Here is a 16,835-nt window from a genome sequence, read left to right on the forward strand (position 1 = left end):
CAACAAACTCCCAAAGCATCTATCTGTCTTAGGGAGTTTTCTTTAGTTAATAATCAGTATTAAATTTCGTCTTCGTAAATGGTTGCTGCATCTTGTTCTTCTTTCGTCAATGCACCACAAGCCACTTCTTCTAATGCTTTTCCAACATATTTTAAAGATTGGTAAGAAGCTAATCGTTCTCCGCCCTCTTCTTGCAATTGGCGCGCACGTTTTGATGCTAAACTTACTAATGTGTATTTTGAATCTATTTTACTTTTAAGTGAATCGACTGATGGATATAACATTAATATTCCCCTTTCAACATGGACAGATATCTTTTTTCAACACGTTCTCTTCGGCAATGTTCAGCAGTAACAATCGCATTTACACGATCGCATGCTAAATGTACCTCGTCATTTTCAACGACAAAATCGTACAAGTTCATCATTTCAAGTTCATCTCTTGCTGCCAAACAACGTGATGCAATCACATCATTTGTTTCGGTTCCTCGACCTACTAAACGCTGCTCTAATTCTGAAAGACTTGGTGGCGCTAAGAAAATAAATAAGCCGTCAGGTACTTTGTCACGTACTTGTGATGCACCTTGAACTTCAATTTCTAAAAATACATCTCTACCTGCATCGAGCGTGGCGTTCACGTAATCTAATGGAGTTCCATAATAGTTCCCAACATAAGATGCGTATTCTAATAAACGACCTTCTCCGATTAATTGTTCAAATTCCTCATGGGATTTAAAAAAATAATCGACACCATCGACTTCGCCTTCACGGGGCTTTCTTGTCGTCATTGAAATCGAATATTCATAATTTGTGTCAGGTTGCGAAAATAATTCTTTTCGCACAGTACCTTTCCCAACACCAGATGGTCCTGAAAGGACGATTAATAATCCACGTTCTTTTCGCATGCAATCCCTCTTTTTATCTATTCGGCTTGTTCTATCACACGTGTCACAATAGTTTCGGCATTAACAGCAGATAGAACCACATGCTCACTATCCATAACAAATATAACACGAGTTTTTTTACCATAAGTTGCGTCAATTAGAAATCCTTTTTCTCTTGCTTCTTGAACGAGACGCTTAATTGGCGCCGATTCAGGTTGCAAAATGGAGATGATTCGTTCAACTGCTACCACACTACCGTTTCCAATATTAATAAACTTTAGATTTGGCACAGTCTTTCCTCCTATTAGATCTTCAACTTTCTTTGTTACACACTTAGCTAATTATATCACAACCCCCTAATAAAATGATAAGATAGAGCAAAACGTTTTGAAAGAGGAATTACTTATGGCATTTGATGGTTTATTTACAAAAGCAATGACTCACGAACTTCAACATTTAGTATCTGGACGTATATCAAAAATACATCAACCAAACTCACAAGAAATTGTGTTGCAAATTCGTGCTGGCGGTAAAAATAGCCGATTGCTTATTTCTATTCACCCTTCCTACTCACGTATACATGTTACAAATGAAACAATTGATAACCCTTCAGAACCACCCATGTTTTGTATGCTACTTCGAAAACATCTAGAAGGTGGGTATATTTCCGCTATTTCTCAACTTGATATGGATCGTATAATCATTCTTCATGTAGAAAGTAAAAATGAAATTGGTGACGATATGGTACGAGAATTACATATTGAGATTATGGGAAGACATAGTAATGTAATTTTAATAGACCCTGTCAGAAATCTTATTTTAGATAGTTTAAAACATTTATCGCCATCTGTTAATAGTTATAGAACTATATTACCTGGTCAACCGCATATCGCACCTCCTAAACAAGATAAAGTAAATCCATATACTGTGGATGAACCATCGTTTCAGTCATTATTAAATTCTGAGGATCTATCCCGCGAATTTCTATCGCAACTTGCTGGATTTTCACCTTTACACGCAAAAGAACTCGCTCACCTTGTTGAAAATAGTGGTGGACAGTCTAGCTACGATGTATTCAAAAAGTTTCTAGATGAATTTAACAAAAAAAATCCAACGGGCATGTATTTAGAAAGCGGCAACAAGGCCATTTTTTCAAGCGTGGATTTGGCACATTTAGAAGGCAACAAAACACCTTTCAACTCCCTTGGAGAATTACTAGATAAAGTATACTTTGCACGAGCTGAACGTGACCGAGTGAAACAACAAGCCGGTGATTTAGAACGCTGGTTACAAAATGAAATTGACAAATTAAAATTAAAAATGAAAAAACTTGCAAAAGATAAAGCAAACGCTGAAAAACTGGAAACATTCCAACTTCATGGTGAACTTTTAATGGCAAATTTGTACTTGCTTGAAAAAGGGATGAAAGAGACTGAAGTGGTAAATTACTATGACGAAAATAATGCTGTTGTAAAAATTACATTAAGTCCAAGAAAAACACCCGTTGAGAATGCACAAAGTTTTTACACGAAATACAATAAAGCAAAAACAGCATTATTAAAAACACAACAACAGCTTGATAAAACAAAAGATGACATTGATTATATTGAAATGTTGCAACAACAAGTCATGCAATCTTCACCTCAAGACATTAATGAAATTCGTGAGGAACTTGCTGAACAAGGTTGGATGAAGGCAAAATTTACTAAGAAGAAGAAAAAAATAGTTAAACCAACACCAGAATCTTTCGTGTCTTCTACAGGATTGCCAATTTCTGTAGGAAAAAACAATAAACAAAATGATTATTTAACATTTAAAATTGCAAACAAGTCGCAAACTTGGTTCCATACGAAAGATATTCCAGGTTCACATGTCGTGATTCATGAAAATGAACCCGATGAAGAGTCAATTTTAGAAGCTGCCATGTTAGCAGCATACTTCAGTAAAGCGCGTGATTCATCTTCTGTGCCCGTCGACTATACGGAAGTTCGGCATGTGAAAAAACCCAACGGTGCAAAACCAGGGTTCGTGATTTATTTTGAACAAAAGACCGTCTTTGTCACTCCAAGTGAGGATATTGTAAGAAAACTTCGTAAATGATTCAACACAAAAGCCATCCAGTTAATGCGGATGGCTTTTGTGTTGATTTTTTATCTTCTAAACAGAGATATTTGAACATTTTCGATTGTTTACGTGACCGCAAATAATGTCCAAAATCAAAAAAATGTTAGATTTGTTCTAGTAAGAATCGTGGTTTCCATTTGATACCGAGTCTGTGTAGGAGAAACCAATGTTCGTTAATTTAAGGCTTACAGGCAAGCCTTTTACTATAATCGAGTCTGTGAGAGTGTCACGAACAGGAAATTGGCTGCCGTTTCTCCTAGCTATTCCGCTGCCTTTCTCTAACAAGCACATCGATAATTTCTGTAGTTAATAGTGTTTTCTACACATTGTCTATTACCATTTTCAGGTTATTTCAGATTGCACTTTTCGGCCAATATATACGTTAATCGTAAATTTAATAGTTTACATAATAATATTATTTGCTTTCATATTTTCACTATTACAACGTGAACCTTTATTTTTACAACGTCACTGAGCTTAGTATAAAAAGTGTACAGATGAAATCCGAATTCCTTATAATAGAAACATCAAAAAGGAAGTGATCGGAATGGGAAATCATCATACACCTGAGTACAAGGAATATGTAGCAAAACTCATCGTAGAAGAAAATAGAGTGGCAAAACAATTATGTCGTGAGCTGGATCTTTCTGTGGGAACAGTCGCTGGTTGGGTAAGGAAATATAGAGACAAGAAGAATGTTACTGTTACCCCTGATTTGGTTACTCCTGCGGAGTTAGAAAAGCGTGAAACTGCTTACGAGAAGAGAATTCGAGAGTTAGAGGAAGAGAATGCAATTCTAAAAAAGGCTATGCACATCTTCACCAAAAACCAGATGTAATTTTTAAGTTCATTCATGATCAGGAGACAAAGCATTCTGTTGTGAAGATGTGTAGCGCTTTGAAAGTATCTAGACAAGGATATATAAATTGGAGAAACAGAATGCTTAATCCAAATTTAGAAAAGCAGGCGATTAAAGACGAACTTCAACATAAAATCGCGCAATCATTTCATGAAAGTGGAGGTACTTATGGTAGCCCACGGGTGCATGATGACTTGTTAGATTGGGGCTACTCTATCTCACAAAAAAAGGTTGCCAACACGATGAAGGAAATGGGATTATGTGCCACAGTTCCAAGTAAATTTATGGTAACAACCGACTCGAATCATGACCAACAGATTTATCCCAATATCCTGAATAGACAGTTCAGAGTGGCGCAGCCAAATCATGTATGGGTTGCGGATATTACATACATTTGGACAAATGAAGGCTGGCTCTATCTGTCGAGTATTATGGACCTCTATTCACGTAAAATCATAGGCTGGGCACTGGATTCACATATGCGTAAAGAACTTCCTATGCAGGCGCTCAATATCGCTCTAGGTTCTCGAAAAATAACTAGGGAACTTATTCACCACTCGGACCGCGGAGTACAATACAGTTCTCACGCTTATGTAGATACGTTACTCTCGAATAAGATTCAAGTTAGCATGAGTAGAAAAGGCGATCCGTATGACAATGCATGCATTGAGTCTTTCCACGCTACCATCAAAAAGGAATTGGTTTATCGAAGAAAATTCAAGACCCGTGAAGAGGCTCGTAAGAGCATAAGCTCTTATATTGTAAGCTTTTACAATGAACGAAGAAAACACTCAACTCTTGGCTATTTATCACCGAATAAATTTGAACGGAAATACAATTTATTTGCACTGGAAAACATCTGAATTTTTAGGCATACCAATAGGTGATGAGAAGATAAAGTTCGTCTTTTTGAATTTTATCTTCTCATCACCTTCACCAAACGCAGTGCGGTAGCTATTTGAGAAATCCGAATTTCATCAATTTTTGCTGTACACTTTCTTGACAGAAGTCCATCACCTTCCATAATTACAACGTGAAAGTTAATAATTACAACTGAGCAAATGCTCACTCTAGAGCCATAGCGAATATGATATAGGGGGTGCCACGATCCGTAAGTCGATAATCCCTATTCTATTAATCGTAAAAATAGGATACCCGTGCGCTTTTGCACACGGGTATCCTATTTTGAGTCACTTCTGTATGACAAAATCGTCTTACTATGAAGTCCTTTTATTTATAATTGTCCGTGCTTAAGTTTTTGGTGCCATTCGATTAGTTGAGGTTTGTCTTCATCGCTTATTTGCTTTGCGACAGTTGCCTCTTCGATCAACGCATCAAAGTTGGTCAAACTGACGTATGGAATTCCTGCTTTTTCAAACAATTCATCCGCACGTTTTAAATGATAGGTAAAAATACAGACAACACCCAGTACTTCACAACCTTGTTTTTCAAGAGCATGTACTGCATCAATGCTGCTACCACCAGTGGAAATCAAATCTTCCACAACAATTACCTTTTGACCAGCTTCGATTTTCCCTTCAATTTGATTGCCTCGACCATGCTCTTTTGCTTTCGATCTAACATACACCATAGGTAAATTAAGTACATCACTGACCCAAGCGGCGTGTGGAATCCCAGCAGTCGCTGTCCCAGCGACTACATTTGTTTCCGGGAAAAACTCTCGAATGTTTGTCGCTAATGCTTCGGCAATTTGCTTTCGAACAGTTGGACTCGACATCGTTAAGCGATTGTCACAATAAATAGGTGATTTGATTCCAGATGTCCATGTAAATGGACTTTTAGGACGGAATTCCACAGCCCCAATGGATAATAATGCTGCTGCTATTTCATGCTGTTGACTTTTCATTCATTAGCCTCCCATTGTTGTTTCACTATTTTATAAGTTTCTACTGGGTTTTTAGATTGTGTAATAGCTCTTCCTACTACTATATAGGACGAACCTTCTAATCTCGCTACTTTTGGTGTAGCAATACGAATTTGATCATGTCCTTGTCCTTCGTGTAAGCGAATCCCTGGTGTTACACGAAGGAAGTTTTCACCGCATTGATTCTTTATGTCTGATGCTTCTAAAACGGAACAAACAACTCCATCTAGGCCAGCTTGCTTACAAAGAGATGCATAATGAAGAACTGAATCATGTAAAGTGGTATTTATTTGTTGCTCTTCTTTCATTTGTTGCTCACTTGTTGATGTTAATTGTGTCACACCGATAATTAAAGGTCGAGATTGCCCGGTGAGTGTACCAGCTTCTAATCCCTCTAGTGCACTTTCCATCATATGTAGGCCACCTGCGGCATGAACATTAACCAAATCAGCTCCTAGACTTGCAAGCCCTCGCATCGCCGACTTCACGGTATTAGGAATATCGTGCAATTTTAAATCCAGAAACACATCATGTCCTTGGTCTTTTAAGGCGTTGACAATCGTAGGGCCTTCTTGAAAATAAAGTTCCATACCCACTTTGACAAATAATTTTTCATTAAAAGGCTGTAAAAATTGAAATACCTCAGCTTTAGTTGCAAAGTCAAGCGCAATGATTGGATTGTGGTTGTTCATCGGTGACTCCTCCCTATTAGCTCAGAGATATGATTTAAACCTAACCAATCCAACTTTTCAGGCAATTGTTCGATAATAGTTGGGCACACAAATGGATCTACGAAGTTTGCTGTTCCTACTGCTACAGCACTGGCTCCTGCAGACATAAAATCAATGACATCATCAACTGTCGTAATCCCACCCATTCCAATAATGGGAATGGATACTTGCTTACTCACTTCATAAACCATTCTTAGTGCAACAGGCTTAATGGCAGGTCCTGATAACCCACCTGTGCCATTCGCAATAACAGGTTTACCGGTTCTCGTGTCTAATCGCATGCCTACAAGTGTATTAATCATCGTGATACCATCCGCTCCAGCTGCTTCTACAGCTCGAGCAATTTCCCCTATATCTGTTACGTTTGGAGACAATTTTACATAGACAGGCACTTCAGATACTGCTTTTACAGCTGCCGTAAGTTCCGCAGCTATTGTTGCGTCCGTGCCAAATGTTATTCCTCCACATTTAACGTTAGGACAAGAAATATTTAATTCAAGCGCATAGACATTTTTTGATTTAGAAATATGTTTGGCAACTTCAACATAATCTTCCGTTAAGGTACCAGCAACATTTGCAATAATTGGGACATCGTATTGCTCGAGCCATTTAAGTTCATTAGAAATCACTTTTTCCAAACCTGGATTTTGAAGACCAATGGCGTTTAACATTCCAGATGATGTTTCAGCTACCCGAGGAGTCGGATTTCCCATGCGTGTTTCAAGTGTAGTTGCTTTAATCATAATGGCACCTAATTTTGATAGGTCATATAGCTGTGCGTATTCCTTACCAAAACCGAAGCAACCTGAGGCCGGCATTATGGGATTTTTTAATGATAATCCTGGCAACTCTAATGTTAATCTACTCATATTTGCACCACCCCAGCAGGAAATACAGGTCCATCACTACAAACTTTTACGTAATCGACTGCTGTTTGATCCGTTGTTTTACATACGCATGCGAAACATGCGCCAAGGCCACAGCCCATACGTTCTTCAAACGATAAAAATCCTTTTTTATCAGGATACATATTTTCTATAGCAACAAGCATTGCCGTAGGACCACATGTGAAATACGTTGTAAAGTCTGGTTTTAAATCACCTAACACAGTTGTCACAAACCCTTTATGACCTCTCGTCCCATCGACTGTGACAATATGTGTTTCGCCAAGTTCACGAAAGGCTTCTTCATAAAAAACAACGTCTTTTGTTTGAAAACCTAGTACGTGAATGGGCTTAACTCCTTTTTCAACGAGTTTCTTAGAAAGTTCATATAATGGAGGCACGCCAATTCCCCCTCCGACTAATACCACAGTTTTACCAGGAGAGGCTTCATGGACAGGAAAACCGTTACCAAGTGGACCAAGAACATCCACTTCTCCTCCGATACTTCTTTGGGAAAGAATTGAAGTACCTCGTCCTTCTGCACGATAGATAATAGTGAATTGCAATATATCGCGGTCGATAGAAGCAATGCTTATCGGTCGTCGAAGTAATGGCTCATAACTATCTGAAACGCGAATGTGGACAAATTGACCTGGACTTTTCATATCGTTCACAAGCTGTCCTATTAACGTCATTTCGAAAATGTTATGGGCAATTTCTTTATGTTTCACGACACGCATACGCTCTTGTCGAATCATTCAAAAACCCCCTGTTTCGGCATTTCTTGTGCTTGGAATGTCATCGACTCAATAACGCGTAACATTGCTTCTGCAGTATCAAGTGAAGTCAAACAAGGGATACCATTTTCCACAGATTCTCTTCGAATACGGAAACCATCACGCTCAGGTTTCTTGCCTTTCGTCAGTGTATTAATAACAAACTGAGCTTGTCCTTGTCTAATCACATCTAGCAGTGTTTGCCCTTGTTCACCGATTTTATTAACTATACTTACTGAAATGCCTGCTTTTTGTAAGGCCTCAGCCGTTCCACCCGTTGCTAAAATGCTATAACCAATAGAAGTAAATCTTTTAGCTAGTGCAACAGCTTCATCTTTATCTTTATCCGCTACCGTCATTAAAATTGAACCATGGTCTTTAATTTCCATTCCAGCTGCAACTAAACCTTTATATAGTGCTTTTTCTAACGTACTGTCTTTCCCCATGACTTCTCCAGTAGACTTCATTTCTGGTCCTAGAGTAATATCAACACGACGTAGTTTCGCAAAACTAAATACTGGGACTTTGACAAACACGCCTTTCGGACTTGGTGCCAGGCCATTTTTAATGCCTTGTTCAGGAAGCGATTGCCCTAAAATTGCCTTTGTTGCTATTTTTGCCATCGGTATATTTGTGATTTTGCTTAAAAATGGAACTGTTCGACTCGATCTTGGATTCACTTCAATAACCAAGACTTCTCCTTTTGAAATAACATATTGAATGTTCAACAAACCAATAATATTTAATCCTTTAGCTAGTCGTGTTGTGTAGTCAATCAAAGTATCGATATGCTCTTGCGTTAAATTTTGTGGTGGATAGACAGCTATGGAATCTCCTGAATGGACACCAGCTCGTTCAATATGTTCCATAATCCCAGGGATACAAACATTGACACCATCAGAAATGGCATCTACTTCAATTTCTACTCCTGTTAAATATCGGTCTACAAGTACAGGATGTTCAGGACTCGCTTGCACTGCATGCTCCATGTAGTAACCAAGTTCTTCTTGGTTGTAGACAATTTCCATAGCACGTCCACCTAAAACATACGAAGGTCGAACGAGTACAGGGTACCCTATTTCGTTACCTATTTTTATTGCTTCTTCTGGTGAAATGGCCGTTTTCCCCATCGGTTGTGGAATATCCATTTCATGAAGAGCGCGTTCAAATTTATCGCGATTTTCTGCTCGATCTAAATCTTCTAAAGATGTACCAAGTATTTGAACACCACGCTCTTGTAATTTATCAGCTAAGTTAATCGCTGTTTGCCCACCAAATTGAACGACTACTCCTTTTGGTTGCTCTAAATCAACAATATGCATCACATCTTCAATCGTTAACGGTTCAAAGTAAAGCTTGTCCGATATCGAGAAATCAGTGGATACAGTTTCTGGGTTGCTATTAATAATAATCGCTTCATAACCCGCTTCTTTAATTGCCCAAACTGAATGGACCGTTGCGTAATCAAATTCTACACCTTGACCGATACGGATGGGGCCAGATCCAAGTACAATGACACTTTCCTTATCTGTTTTTACCGACTCATTCTCATCTTCATATGTGCCATAAAAGTAAGGTGTTTCTGACTCAAATTCAGCAGCACATGTATCAACCATTTTATACACTGGAATTAAGTTATGTTCCTTTCTCCAATTGTAAATTGCAAGTTCATCGGTGTTCCATAACTTAGCAATCGTGAAATCCGCAAATCCCATACGTTTTGCTTTTTTCGTAACATCGTAATCAAAGGGATGCTCAGCAACATCTTTCTCGTAATTCACTATATTTTGTAGTTTATTTAAGAAGAATAAATCAATTTGACTCCAGTCATGTATGGTCTCAATAGTCACACCACGTCTTAAAGCCTCACCAACAAAGAATAATCGTTCATCTCCTGGTCTACGAATACGTTTTTCAATCCACTCATCGCTCATTGATTCTGCATTTTTTAATTCTAAGTGGAATTGACCTGTTTCAAGAGAACGAATAGCTTTTAAAATGGCCTCTTCAAACGTCCGTCCTATTGCCATAACTTCGCCCGTTGCTTTCATTTGAGTACCTAAGTTTCGTTTTGCAGACTCAAATTTATCAAACGGCCAGCGAGGGATTTTTGCTACGACATAGTCTAGTGCTGGTTCAAAACATGCGTATGTTTTGCCAGTTACCGGGTTCATCATTTCATCTAATGTTAAGCCAATAGCAATTTTTGCCGCTAATTTTGCAATGGGATATCCTGTCGCTTTTGAAGCTAAAGCAGACGAACGGCTAACCCGTGGATTTACTTCAATTATGAAGTAGTTAAAGCTGTAGGGATCAAGAGCTAACTGAACATTACAGCCACCTTCAATTTTCAATGCACGGATAATTTTTAATGACACATTACGTAGCATTTGATATTCGCGATCTGAAAGTGTTTGACTAGGTGCAACAACGATTGAATCACCTGTATGAATACCTACCGGATCGACATTTTCCATGTTACACACAACAATGGCATTATCCTTTGAATCTCTCATTACTTCATATTCAATTTCTTTGTACCCTGCAATTGATTTTTCTAATAGGCATTGCGTAACTGGGCTATATTTAAGTCCACTTGTCACAGTATCCTCAAGTTCTTCATCATTGTGGCAAATTCCTCCGCCTGTTCCACCAAGCGTAAAAGCTGGGCGAACAATAACTGGATATCCAATGCGATTTACAAAAGCATAGGCTTCTTCTAAGTTATGGATAATGTCACTCTCTGGAACAGGTTCATTTAATTCATTCATTAATGTTCGGAATAAATCTCGGTCTTCTGCTTTGTGAATCGCTTCTAATTTGGTTCCCAATATTTCAATGTTTAATTCATCCAAAATACCTGACTGATCTAATTCAATAGCCATATTCAACCCAGTTTGTCCACCTAGAGTTGGAAGCAATGCATCTGGGCGTTCTTTTCTAAGGATACGACTTACAAATTCTAGAGTTATGGGTTCGATATATACTTTCTCTGCAATTTCTGTGTCTGTCATAATTGTTGCCGGGTTGGAGTTAATTAAAATTACCCGATAACCTTCTTCTTTTAAAGCCAGACACGCTTGTGTTCCTGCATAGTCAAATTCAGCGGCTTGTCCAATGACAATTGGACCTGACCCGATTACTAATATAGTTTTAATATCTTGGCGTTTAGGCATGTTGTTTTTCTCCCTTCACGTTCGTGTGCATTAACTCAATAAAGCGGTCAAATAAGTGATTTGAATCTTCTGGTCCCGGTGAGGCTTCTGGATGGTATTGCACAGTAAAAGCAGGTACATCTAGATGTTTTAATCCTTCAACAGTTCCATCGTTTAATGCAATATGGGTTACTTTTAGACGCGTACCTTTTAAGGACTCAGGATCTACTGAGTAGCCATGGTTTTGTGAAGTTATATCCGTTCGACCCGTTTCTAAATCTTTGACTGGATGATTAGAGCCTCGATGGCCAAATTTTAATTTAAATGTGTCTCCTCCACTAGCAAGAGCAAATAGTTGATGGCCCAAACAAATTCCGAAAATCGGAATCTTGCCAATTAAGTTTTGTAGCATTGTAATGGCTTCTGGTACATCTTTTGGATTTCCAGGTCCGTTCGATAACATAATTCCATCAGGATAGATGGCCATAATTTGTTCTGCGGTTGTGTTATAAGGAACCACTATGACATCACAGTCCCGTTTATTTAATTCACGTAAAATACCATGTTTCATGCCAAAATCAACTAGCACCACACGTTTACCTCGTCCTGGACTTGGATAAGGGCTTTTCGTTGATACTTGATCGACTTGATCTGTGCGGAAGGTCGTGTTTTTTAACTTAGCCACTACTTCCTCTACATTTACTTCTTCACCTGCAGCACTTAAGAGACCTTTTACAGAACCTAATTCGCGGATGATTCGCGTTAGTTTGCGGGTATCAATACCTTCAATTCCAGGAATATCTTTCAAAACAAACAATTCATTTAATGTTGCATCGCATCTAAAGTTAGATGGCGTATTAGCAAGTTCACGTACGACCATTCCTTTTATTGCTGGTTCAATTGATTCAAAATCATCTCGGTTAATTCCGTAGTTTCCTATTAGCGGGTAAGTCATTGTGACAATTTGGCCACAGTATGACGGATCAGATAATGTTTCTTGGTAGCCAGTCATACCAGTTGTAAATACAACTTCACCTTCGCTTGCTTTCGTGCTACCGAAAGCTGTTCCATTAAATACATCGCCAGTTTCTAAAATGAGGCTTCTATTCATCATTATTTCTCCTCCTGCCAAATTACGTTTCCTTCAAACATCGTCATTACCGGCCATCCTGTGCATATCCAATCTTGGAACGGTGTGTTTTTACCTTTTGAAACAAATTGTCCGGTGTCTATGTTTTGTTCTTTCGTTAAATCGATAAATACTAGGTCTGCTGACTCGCCCATATTTAAACGGCCATATGGTAAACCAAAGACATCTGCAGGCTTTTGAGTTAGCCAATCAATTAATTGAGTTAAAGTCCATTTACCTGTCTTGACAAAATGTGTATACAAAAGAGGGAAAGCCGTTTCTAAGCCGACAATTCCAAAAGGAGCTTGTTCCATGCCACTACCTTTATCTTCAGCTGTATGAGGGGCATGATCCGTTGCAATAAAATCAAGTGTGCCATCTTCTAATCCTTTGATTAACGCTTGTAGATCTTCTTTCGCTCGAAGAGGAGGATTCATTTTCCAGTTCGCATCGTTTCCAGGAATATCGTCTTCACAAAGTAGTAAATGATGTGGACTTACTTCAGCAGTTACTCGAATTCCCGCTTTTTTTGCGTCTCTTATAACGCGGACTGATTCTTTTGTACTTACGTGGCAAACATGATAATGTGCGCCAGCTGCTTCGGCAAGTAGTACATCTCTAGCTATATGAACGGACTCTGCTATTGCTGGAATCCCTTTTAAACCAAGTTCTATATTTTTCGTACCTTCATGCATTACCCCAGCGTAAATGAGTGTATTGTCCTCACAATGGGCAACAATTGGCATATTCAGTTTTGCCGCATTTTTCATTGCCTCAAACATCATTCCTGCTTGCTGAACACCTACACCATCGTCAGTAAAAGCGAATGCACCGTGTTCTTTTAAAGCAGCTAAATCTGTTCTCTCTTTTCCAGCTTCACGTATTGTAATTGATGCATAGGGAAGTACACGAATCTTAGCGTTTTCTTTTATAAGTTGATTAACATGGTTCAAGTTTTCTATTGTATCTGGTACTGGTCTCGTATTGGGCATTGCACAAATTGTCGTATATCCACCTTTTGCTGCTGCATCTGTTCCTGTTTTAATCGTCTCTTTTTGTTCGCCACCTGGCTCTCTTAAGTGCACATGTACGTCAATAAATCCTGCAGAGACAAAATACCCTTGACCGTCGATAATTTCATCTACTTGAGGTGTTGTTTTCGAATTCACTTCGATAATACGTCCATTTTCAATTAATATGGAACCCTCTTTTAATTCATTTTTATCATTTAGCAATTGTATATTTTGAATAAATTTCTTCATTACATTCTCTCCTTTAATACAGATTCTAGTATCGCCATACGGACAAAGACGCCGTTTTGTATTTGCTTAAAAATACGTGATTTATCGCTTTCAACTAATTCACTTGCAATTTCCACATCTCGATTAACTGGTGCAGGATGCATAACAATTGTTGATGGCTTTAACTCTGCATAACGCGCAATCGTTAAACCGTATTCCTTATGATAAAGTTCTTTTAAAAAATCATTTTCTTTCCCGTGCCGTTCGTGTTGAACACGTAGTAACATGACTACATCCGCAGTAGGCAAAACTTCTTCCCAAGTTGAAGTAGCATCAAAATCTCCTTGCCACTCTGGAGGACAGATGAATGTGACATGGGCTCCTAGTTTCTTTAGTGCTAGTGCATTTGATTTTGCCACACGGCTATGGGCAATATCTCCAACGATTGTCACATGAATGCCTTCGAACTTTCCAAATTCTTGTTTAATCGTATATAGATCTAGTAAGCATTGCGATGGGTGTTGACCTGACCCATCTCCAGCATTAATAATGGCTAAGTTTAAACCTGACATCAATTCTTCATAAAACTGATCTTGTTCATGTCGAATGACTACAGCATCTACACCTATTGCTTCCAATGTCCTGACTGTATCATACATGGTTTCCCCTTTTAAGGTACTTGAAGTACCCGCTTCAAAAGGTAATATATGAAGTCCAAGCTTTCGTTCAGCCATTTCAAAACTCATTTTTGTTCGTGTACTCGGTTCAAAGAACAAATTCACCACAGTAAATTGTTTATTAAATTGGTGAGATGGATTTTGCTGAAATTCTAATGCTCGATTTAAAATAGTGTCAATATCCTTAATTTCTAAGTCATTCATGTTTAATAAATGCTTCACTTTATAGCCTCCCTAGTTCTTTGTTTAAAGATTGTGTTCAAAAATGAGCCTAATATCTTATCGGACTTTTTGAACACCCTCTAAAGAAAACCTCTCAACAATGTTGAGAGGTTTAAGGGTAACCTAAGTAAAGATCCATTTTATAATGGAAATTTAACAGTTGGCTTCCCTTTACCTGCCTCTCTGGACTAGGTATTAAAAGGATTATTTTTCAATTTATTGTGCACTGTCTTCTTCGATTTCAACTACTTCTTGAGGTCTGCCTGGCAATACAAGATTTAATATGACACCTACGATTGCCGCTAAAGCCATACCTTCGAGTTCAAACGTATCTGAAAAGTGAAGTTTAGCTCCACCTATTCCAATAACTAATATGATTGAAGATATCACCAAGTTTCGTTTATCTCCAAAGTCTATTTTGTTATCCACTAACATACGTAGACCTGAAGACGCAATGATCCCAAACAGCAAGATTGAAATCCCACCAAGAACAGCAGTAGGAATAGTAGCAATCAATGCCATAATTTTACCGAAAAACGAGAATATTATGGCTAAAATAGCTGCGCCTGCAATTACGTATACACTATATACTCTCGTAATTGCAAGAACTCCGATGTTTTCTCCATACGTCGTTTTTGGAGGACCTCCTATAAGTCCACTTATAAACGTTCCTAAACCATCACCTAGTAATGAACGATGCAAGCCTGGTTCCTTTATGTAATTTCTATTAACAATTTTCCCTAACACAAGTTGATGACCGATGTGTTCAGAAATGGTCACAATTGCAATAGGTACCATAAGACCGAGTAATGTTGGTGTTACGATAAATTCATAATCAATTCCTGGTAGTAAGAAATCTGGTGCGCTAATCCATTTTGCACTTAATACAGTTGAAAACTCCACAATGCCGATGAATAAAGAATATATATACCCAACAATGATTCCGATAAGAATTGGCATTAAACTTAGCATACCTTTAAAGAATAATATAGTTATAACTGCTGCCGCTAATGTGACAAGTGCTGCAGAAAAGTGCAACATGCTGTATTCTTTTATCCCATCTCCATTAAGATCAAAGTTCATGGCTAGGTCGATTGCAACTGGTGATAACGCTAAACCTATGACAATAATGACTGGTGCCACAACAATTGGTGGTAATAATTTCATAATCCACTTATAACCTGTTTTCCAAATAACAAGTGACACGATGAAATACACTAGTGCGACAAACAAACTTCCTATCATTGCACTACCAATACCCGATATTTCAGTTATTGCAAGTATCGGTACAATAAATGCAAATGATGAGCCCAAATAAGCTGGCACTTGAAATTTTGTTACAAACATGAAAATTAAAGTAGCTATTCCGCTTGTTAAAAGTGCGATAGCTGGACTTAATCCAACTAACTGTGGAACCAAGATAGTTGCACCGAACATGGCGAACATATGTTGAATACTTAATGTGGTTAGTTTTCCTGCTGATGGTTTATCGTGTATGTCTAAAACCGTTTGTGAATTCGTCATGTTGTTTTTCCCCACTATCTATTCTTGTATCGTTACACTATCTTCATGATCAGTTTCGAATAATCGTACGACAATTCGTTCAAGACTTGCAGTAGGAATGTTTTTCCCTACATAGTCTGCACGAATCGGCAGTTCTCTATGACCTCTATCAATTAAAACAGCTAATTGAATTTGGGCTGGTCGACCTAAGTCCATCACTGCGTCCATAGCCGCTCTAACTGTACGTCCTGTAAAGAGAACATCGTCAATTAATATAACTTTTTGATTGGTTACCACGTGTTGAATATCAACTTGCTGAACTAGAGGTTCTTTATTATTGTTTTTCAATGATAAATCATCTCTATAAAGCGTGATATCAAGTTCACCTGATTTAATTGACTTGCCTTCGATTTTTTCTATCTTTTCTGCTAAGCGCTTTGCTAAAAACGCTCCACGTGTTTTAATTCCAACTAAAATACAAGATTCAATTCCTTTATTACGTTCAATAATTTCATGTGCGATTCTCGTAAGCGCTCGATTTATTGCTTTTTCATCAAGAATATTTGCTTTTTCAACCATAATAGATTCTCCTTTTCCCCAAAATAAAAACCCTCTCGTCCAAAGTGGATGAGAGGGTGTGAATGTAGAAAAATAAGTCGTATTAAACCACACAGCATGTGCTTTTATACGTTTCGCTTGTACCTTCCCAGCCTCTCTGGACTGTTCTTAAAGGTGTTCTATTAAATTTAGCTATATCATCAAAAAA

Annotated in this window: 15 protein-coding genes and 1 pseudogene; 3 read left to right on the top strand and 13 right to left on the bottom strand. The window is 38.2% G+C overall.

What is annotated here, in order from left to right:
- Nucleotides 1-59: 59 nt before the first annotated feature.
- The 3 genes from rpoZ to E2636_RS10345 are packed head-to-tail and all read right to left on the bottom strand — an operon-like array spanning nt 60 to nt 1,173.
- A complete protein-coding gene (gene rpoZ / locus E2636_RS10335; protein WP_017380809.1) occupies nt 60-284 on the bottom strand; it encodes a DNA-directed RNA polymerase subunit omega in 225 nt (74 codons plus the stop codon).
- Entirely contained in the window at nt 284-904 is a 621-nt protein-coding gene (gene gmk, locus E2636_RS10340) for a guanylate kinase (RefSeq protein ID WP_134210120.1), read from the bottom strand. The genes rpoZ and gmk overlap by 1 nt, the downstream gene beginning before the upstream one ends.
- A gap of 17 nt (nt 905-921) precedes the next feature.
- Entirely contained in the window at nt 922-1,173 is a 252-nt protein-coding gene (locus tag E2636_RS10345; protein WP_017380807.1) for an extracellular matrix/biofilm biosynthesis regulator RemA family protein, read from the bottom strand.
- Nucleotides 1,174-1,288: 115 nt separating this feature from the next.
- Here E2636_RS10345 and E2636_RS10350 point away from each other — a divergent pair, with 115 nt between their 5' ends.
- The 3 genes and pseudogenes from E2636_RS10350 to E2636_RS10360 all read left to right on the top strand — a co-directional run.
- Entirely contained in the window at nt 1,289-2,983 is a 1,695-nt protein-coding gene (locus E2636_RS10350) for an Rqc2 family fibronectin-binding protein (protein ID WP_134210121.1), read from the top strand.
- A 571-nt stretch (nt 2,984-3,554) separates the two neighbouring features.
- Nucleotides 3,555-3,845, top strand: coding sequence for a transposase (locus E2636_RS10355; protein ID WP_134210122.1), 291 nt, complete (start codon nt 3,555-3,557; stop codon nt 3,843-3,845).
- Nucleotides 3,821-4,729: pseudogene (locus E2636_RS10360) on the top strand (IS3 family transposase); the annotation flags it as partial. The gene E2636_RS10355 and the pseudogene E2636_RS10360, both read left to right, overlap by 25 nt.
- Before the next feature lie 371 nt (nt 4,730-5,100).
- Here the strand turns inward: E2636_RS10360 and pyrE are convergent.
- The 10 genes from pyrE to pyrR all read right to left on the bottom strand — a co-directional run bounded on the left by pyrE (nt 5,101) and on the right by pyrR (nt 16,648).
- Nucleotides 5,101-5,733: an orotate phosphoribosyltransferase gene (pyrE, locus tag E2636_RS10365; RefSeq protein ID WP_134210124.1), complete on the bottom strand. Its 633-nt coding sequence runs from the start codon at nt 5,731-5,733 to the stop codon at nt 5,101-5,103.
- Complete coding sequence (pyrF, locus tag E2636_RS10370; protein ID WP_134210125.1) at nt 5,730-6,443, bottom strand: orotidine-5'-phosphate decarboxylase; 714 nt, start codon at nt 6,441-6,443, stop codon at nt 5,730-5,732. Before pyrF ends, pyrE begins: the two co-directional genes overlap by 4 nt.
- A complete protein-coding gene (locus E2636_RS10375; protein WP_134210126.1) occupies nt 6,440-7,351 on the bottom strand; it encodes a dihydroorotate dehydrogenase in 912 nt (303 codons plus the stop codon). Before E2636_RS10375 ends, pyrF begins: the two co-directional genes overlap by 4 nt.
- Entirely contained in the window at nt 7,348-8,124 is a 777-nt protein-coding gene (locus E2636_RS10380) for a dihydroorotate dehydrogenase electron transfer subunit (RefSeq protein WP_134210127.1), read from the bottom strand. The genes E2636_RS10375 and E2636_RS10380 overlap by 4 nt, the downstream gene beginning before the upstream one ends.
- A complete protein-coding gene (gene carB, locus E2636_RS10385) occupies nt 8,121-11,318 on the bottom strand; it encodes a carbamoyl-phosphate synthase large subunit (RefSeq protein ID WP_134210128.1) in 3,198 nt (1,065 codons plus the stop codon). The genes E2636_RS10380 and carB overlap by 4 nt, the downstream gene beginning before the upstream one ends.
- Nucleotides 11,311-12,411, bottom strand: a complete 1,101-nt coding sequence (locus E2636_RS10390) for a carbamoyl phosphate synthase small subunit (RefSeq protein WP_134210129.1) — start codon at nt 12,409-12,411, stop codon at nt 11,311-11,313. The genes carB and E2636_RS10390 overlap by 8 nt, the downstream gene beginning before the upstream one ends.
- Nucleotides 12,411-13,688 (bottom strand): dihydroorotase, encoded by a 1,278-nt coding sequence (locus E2636_RS10395; protein ID WP_134210130.1) that lies wholly within the window; start codon nt 13,686-13,688, stop codon nt 12,411-12,413. The genes E2636_RS10390 and E2636_RS10395 overlap by 1 nt, the downstream gene beginning before the upstream one ends.
- Nucleotides 13,688-14,566, bottom strand: a complete 879-nt coding sequence (locus E2636_RS10400) for an aspartate carbamoyltransferase catalytic subunit (RefSeq protein ID WP_134210131.1) — start codon at nt 14,564-14,566, stop codon at nt 13,688-13,690. The genes E2636_RS10395 and E2636_RS10400 overlap by 1 nt, the downstream gene beginning before the upstream one ends.
- Before the next feature lie 216 nt (nt 14,567-14,782).
- Nucleotides 14,783-16,090, bottom strand: coding sequence for a solute carrier family 23 protein (locus E2636_RS10405; protein ID WP_134210132.1), 1,308 nt, complete (start codon nt 16,088-16,090; stop codon nt 14,783-14,785).
- A gap of 18 nt (nt 16,091-16,108) precedes the next feature.
- Nucleotides 16,109-16,648 carry a bifunctional pyr operon transcriptional regulator/uracil phosphoribosyltransferase PyrR gene (pyrR, locus tag E2636_RS10410; protein WP_134210133.1) on the bottom strand — a complete coding sequence of 180 codons (540 nt, stop codon included), beginning with the start codon at nt 16,646-16,648 and terminating at the stop codon, nt 16,109-16,111.
- Nucleotides 16,649-16,835 lie beyond the last annotated feature (187 nt).

The organism is Paenisporosarcina antarctica (assembly GCF_004367585.1).
GTDB lineage: Bacteria > Bacillota > Bacilli > Bacillales_A > Planococcaceae > Paenisporosarcina > Paenisporosarcina antarctica.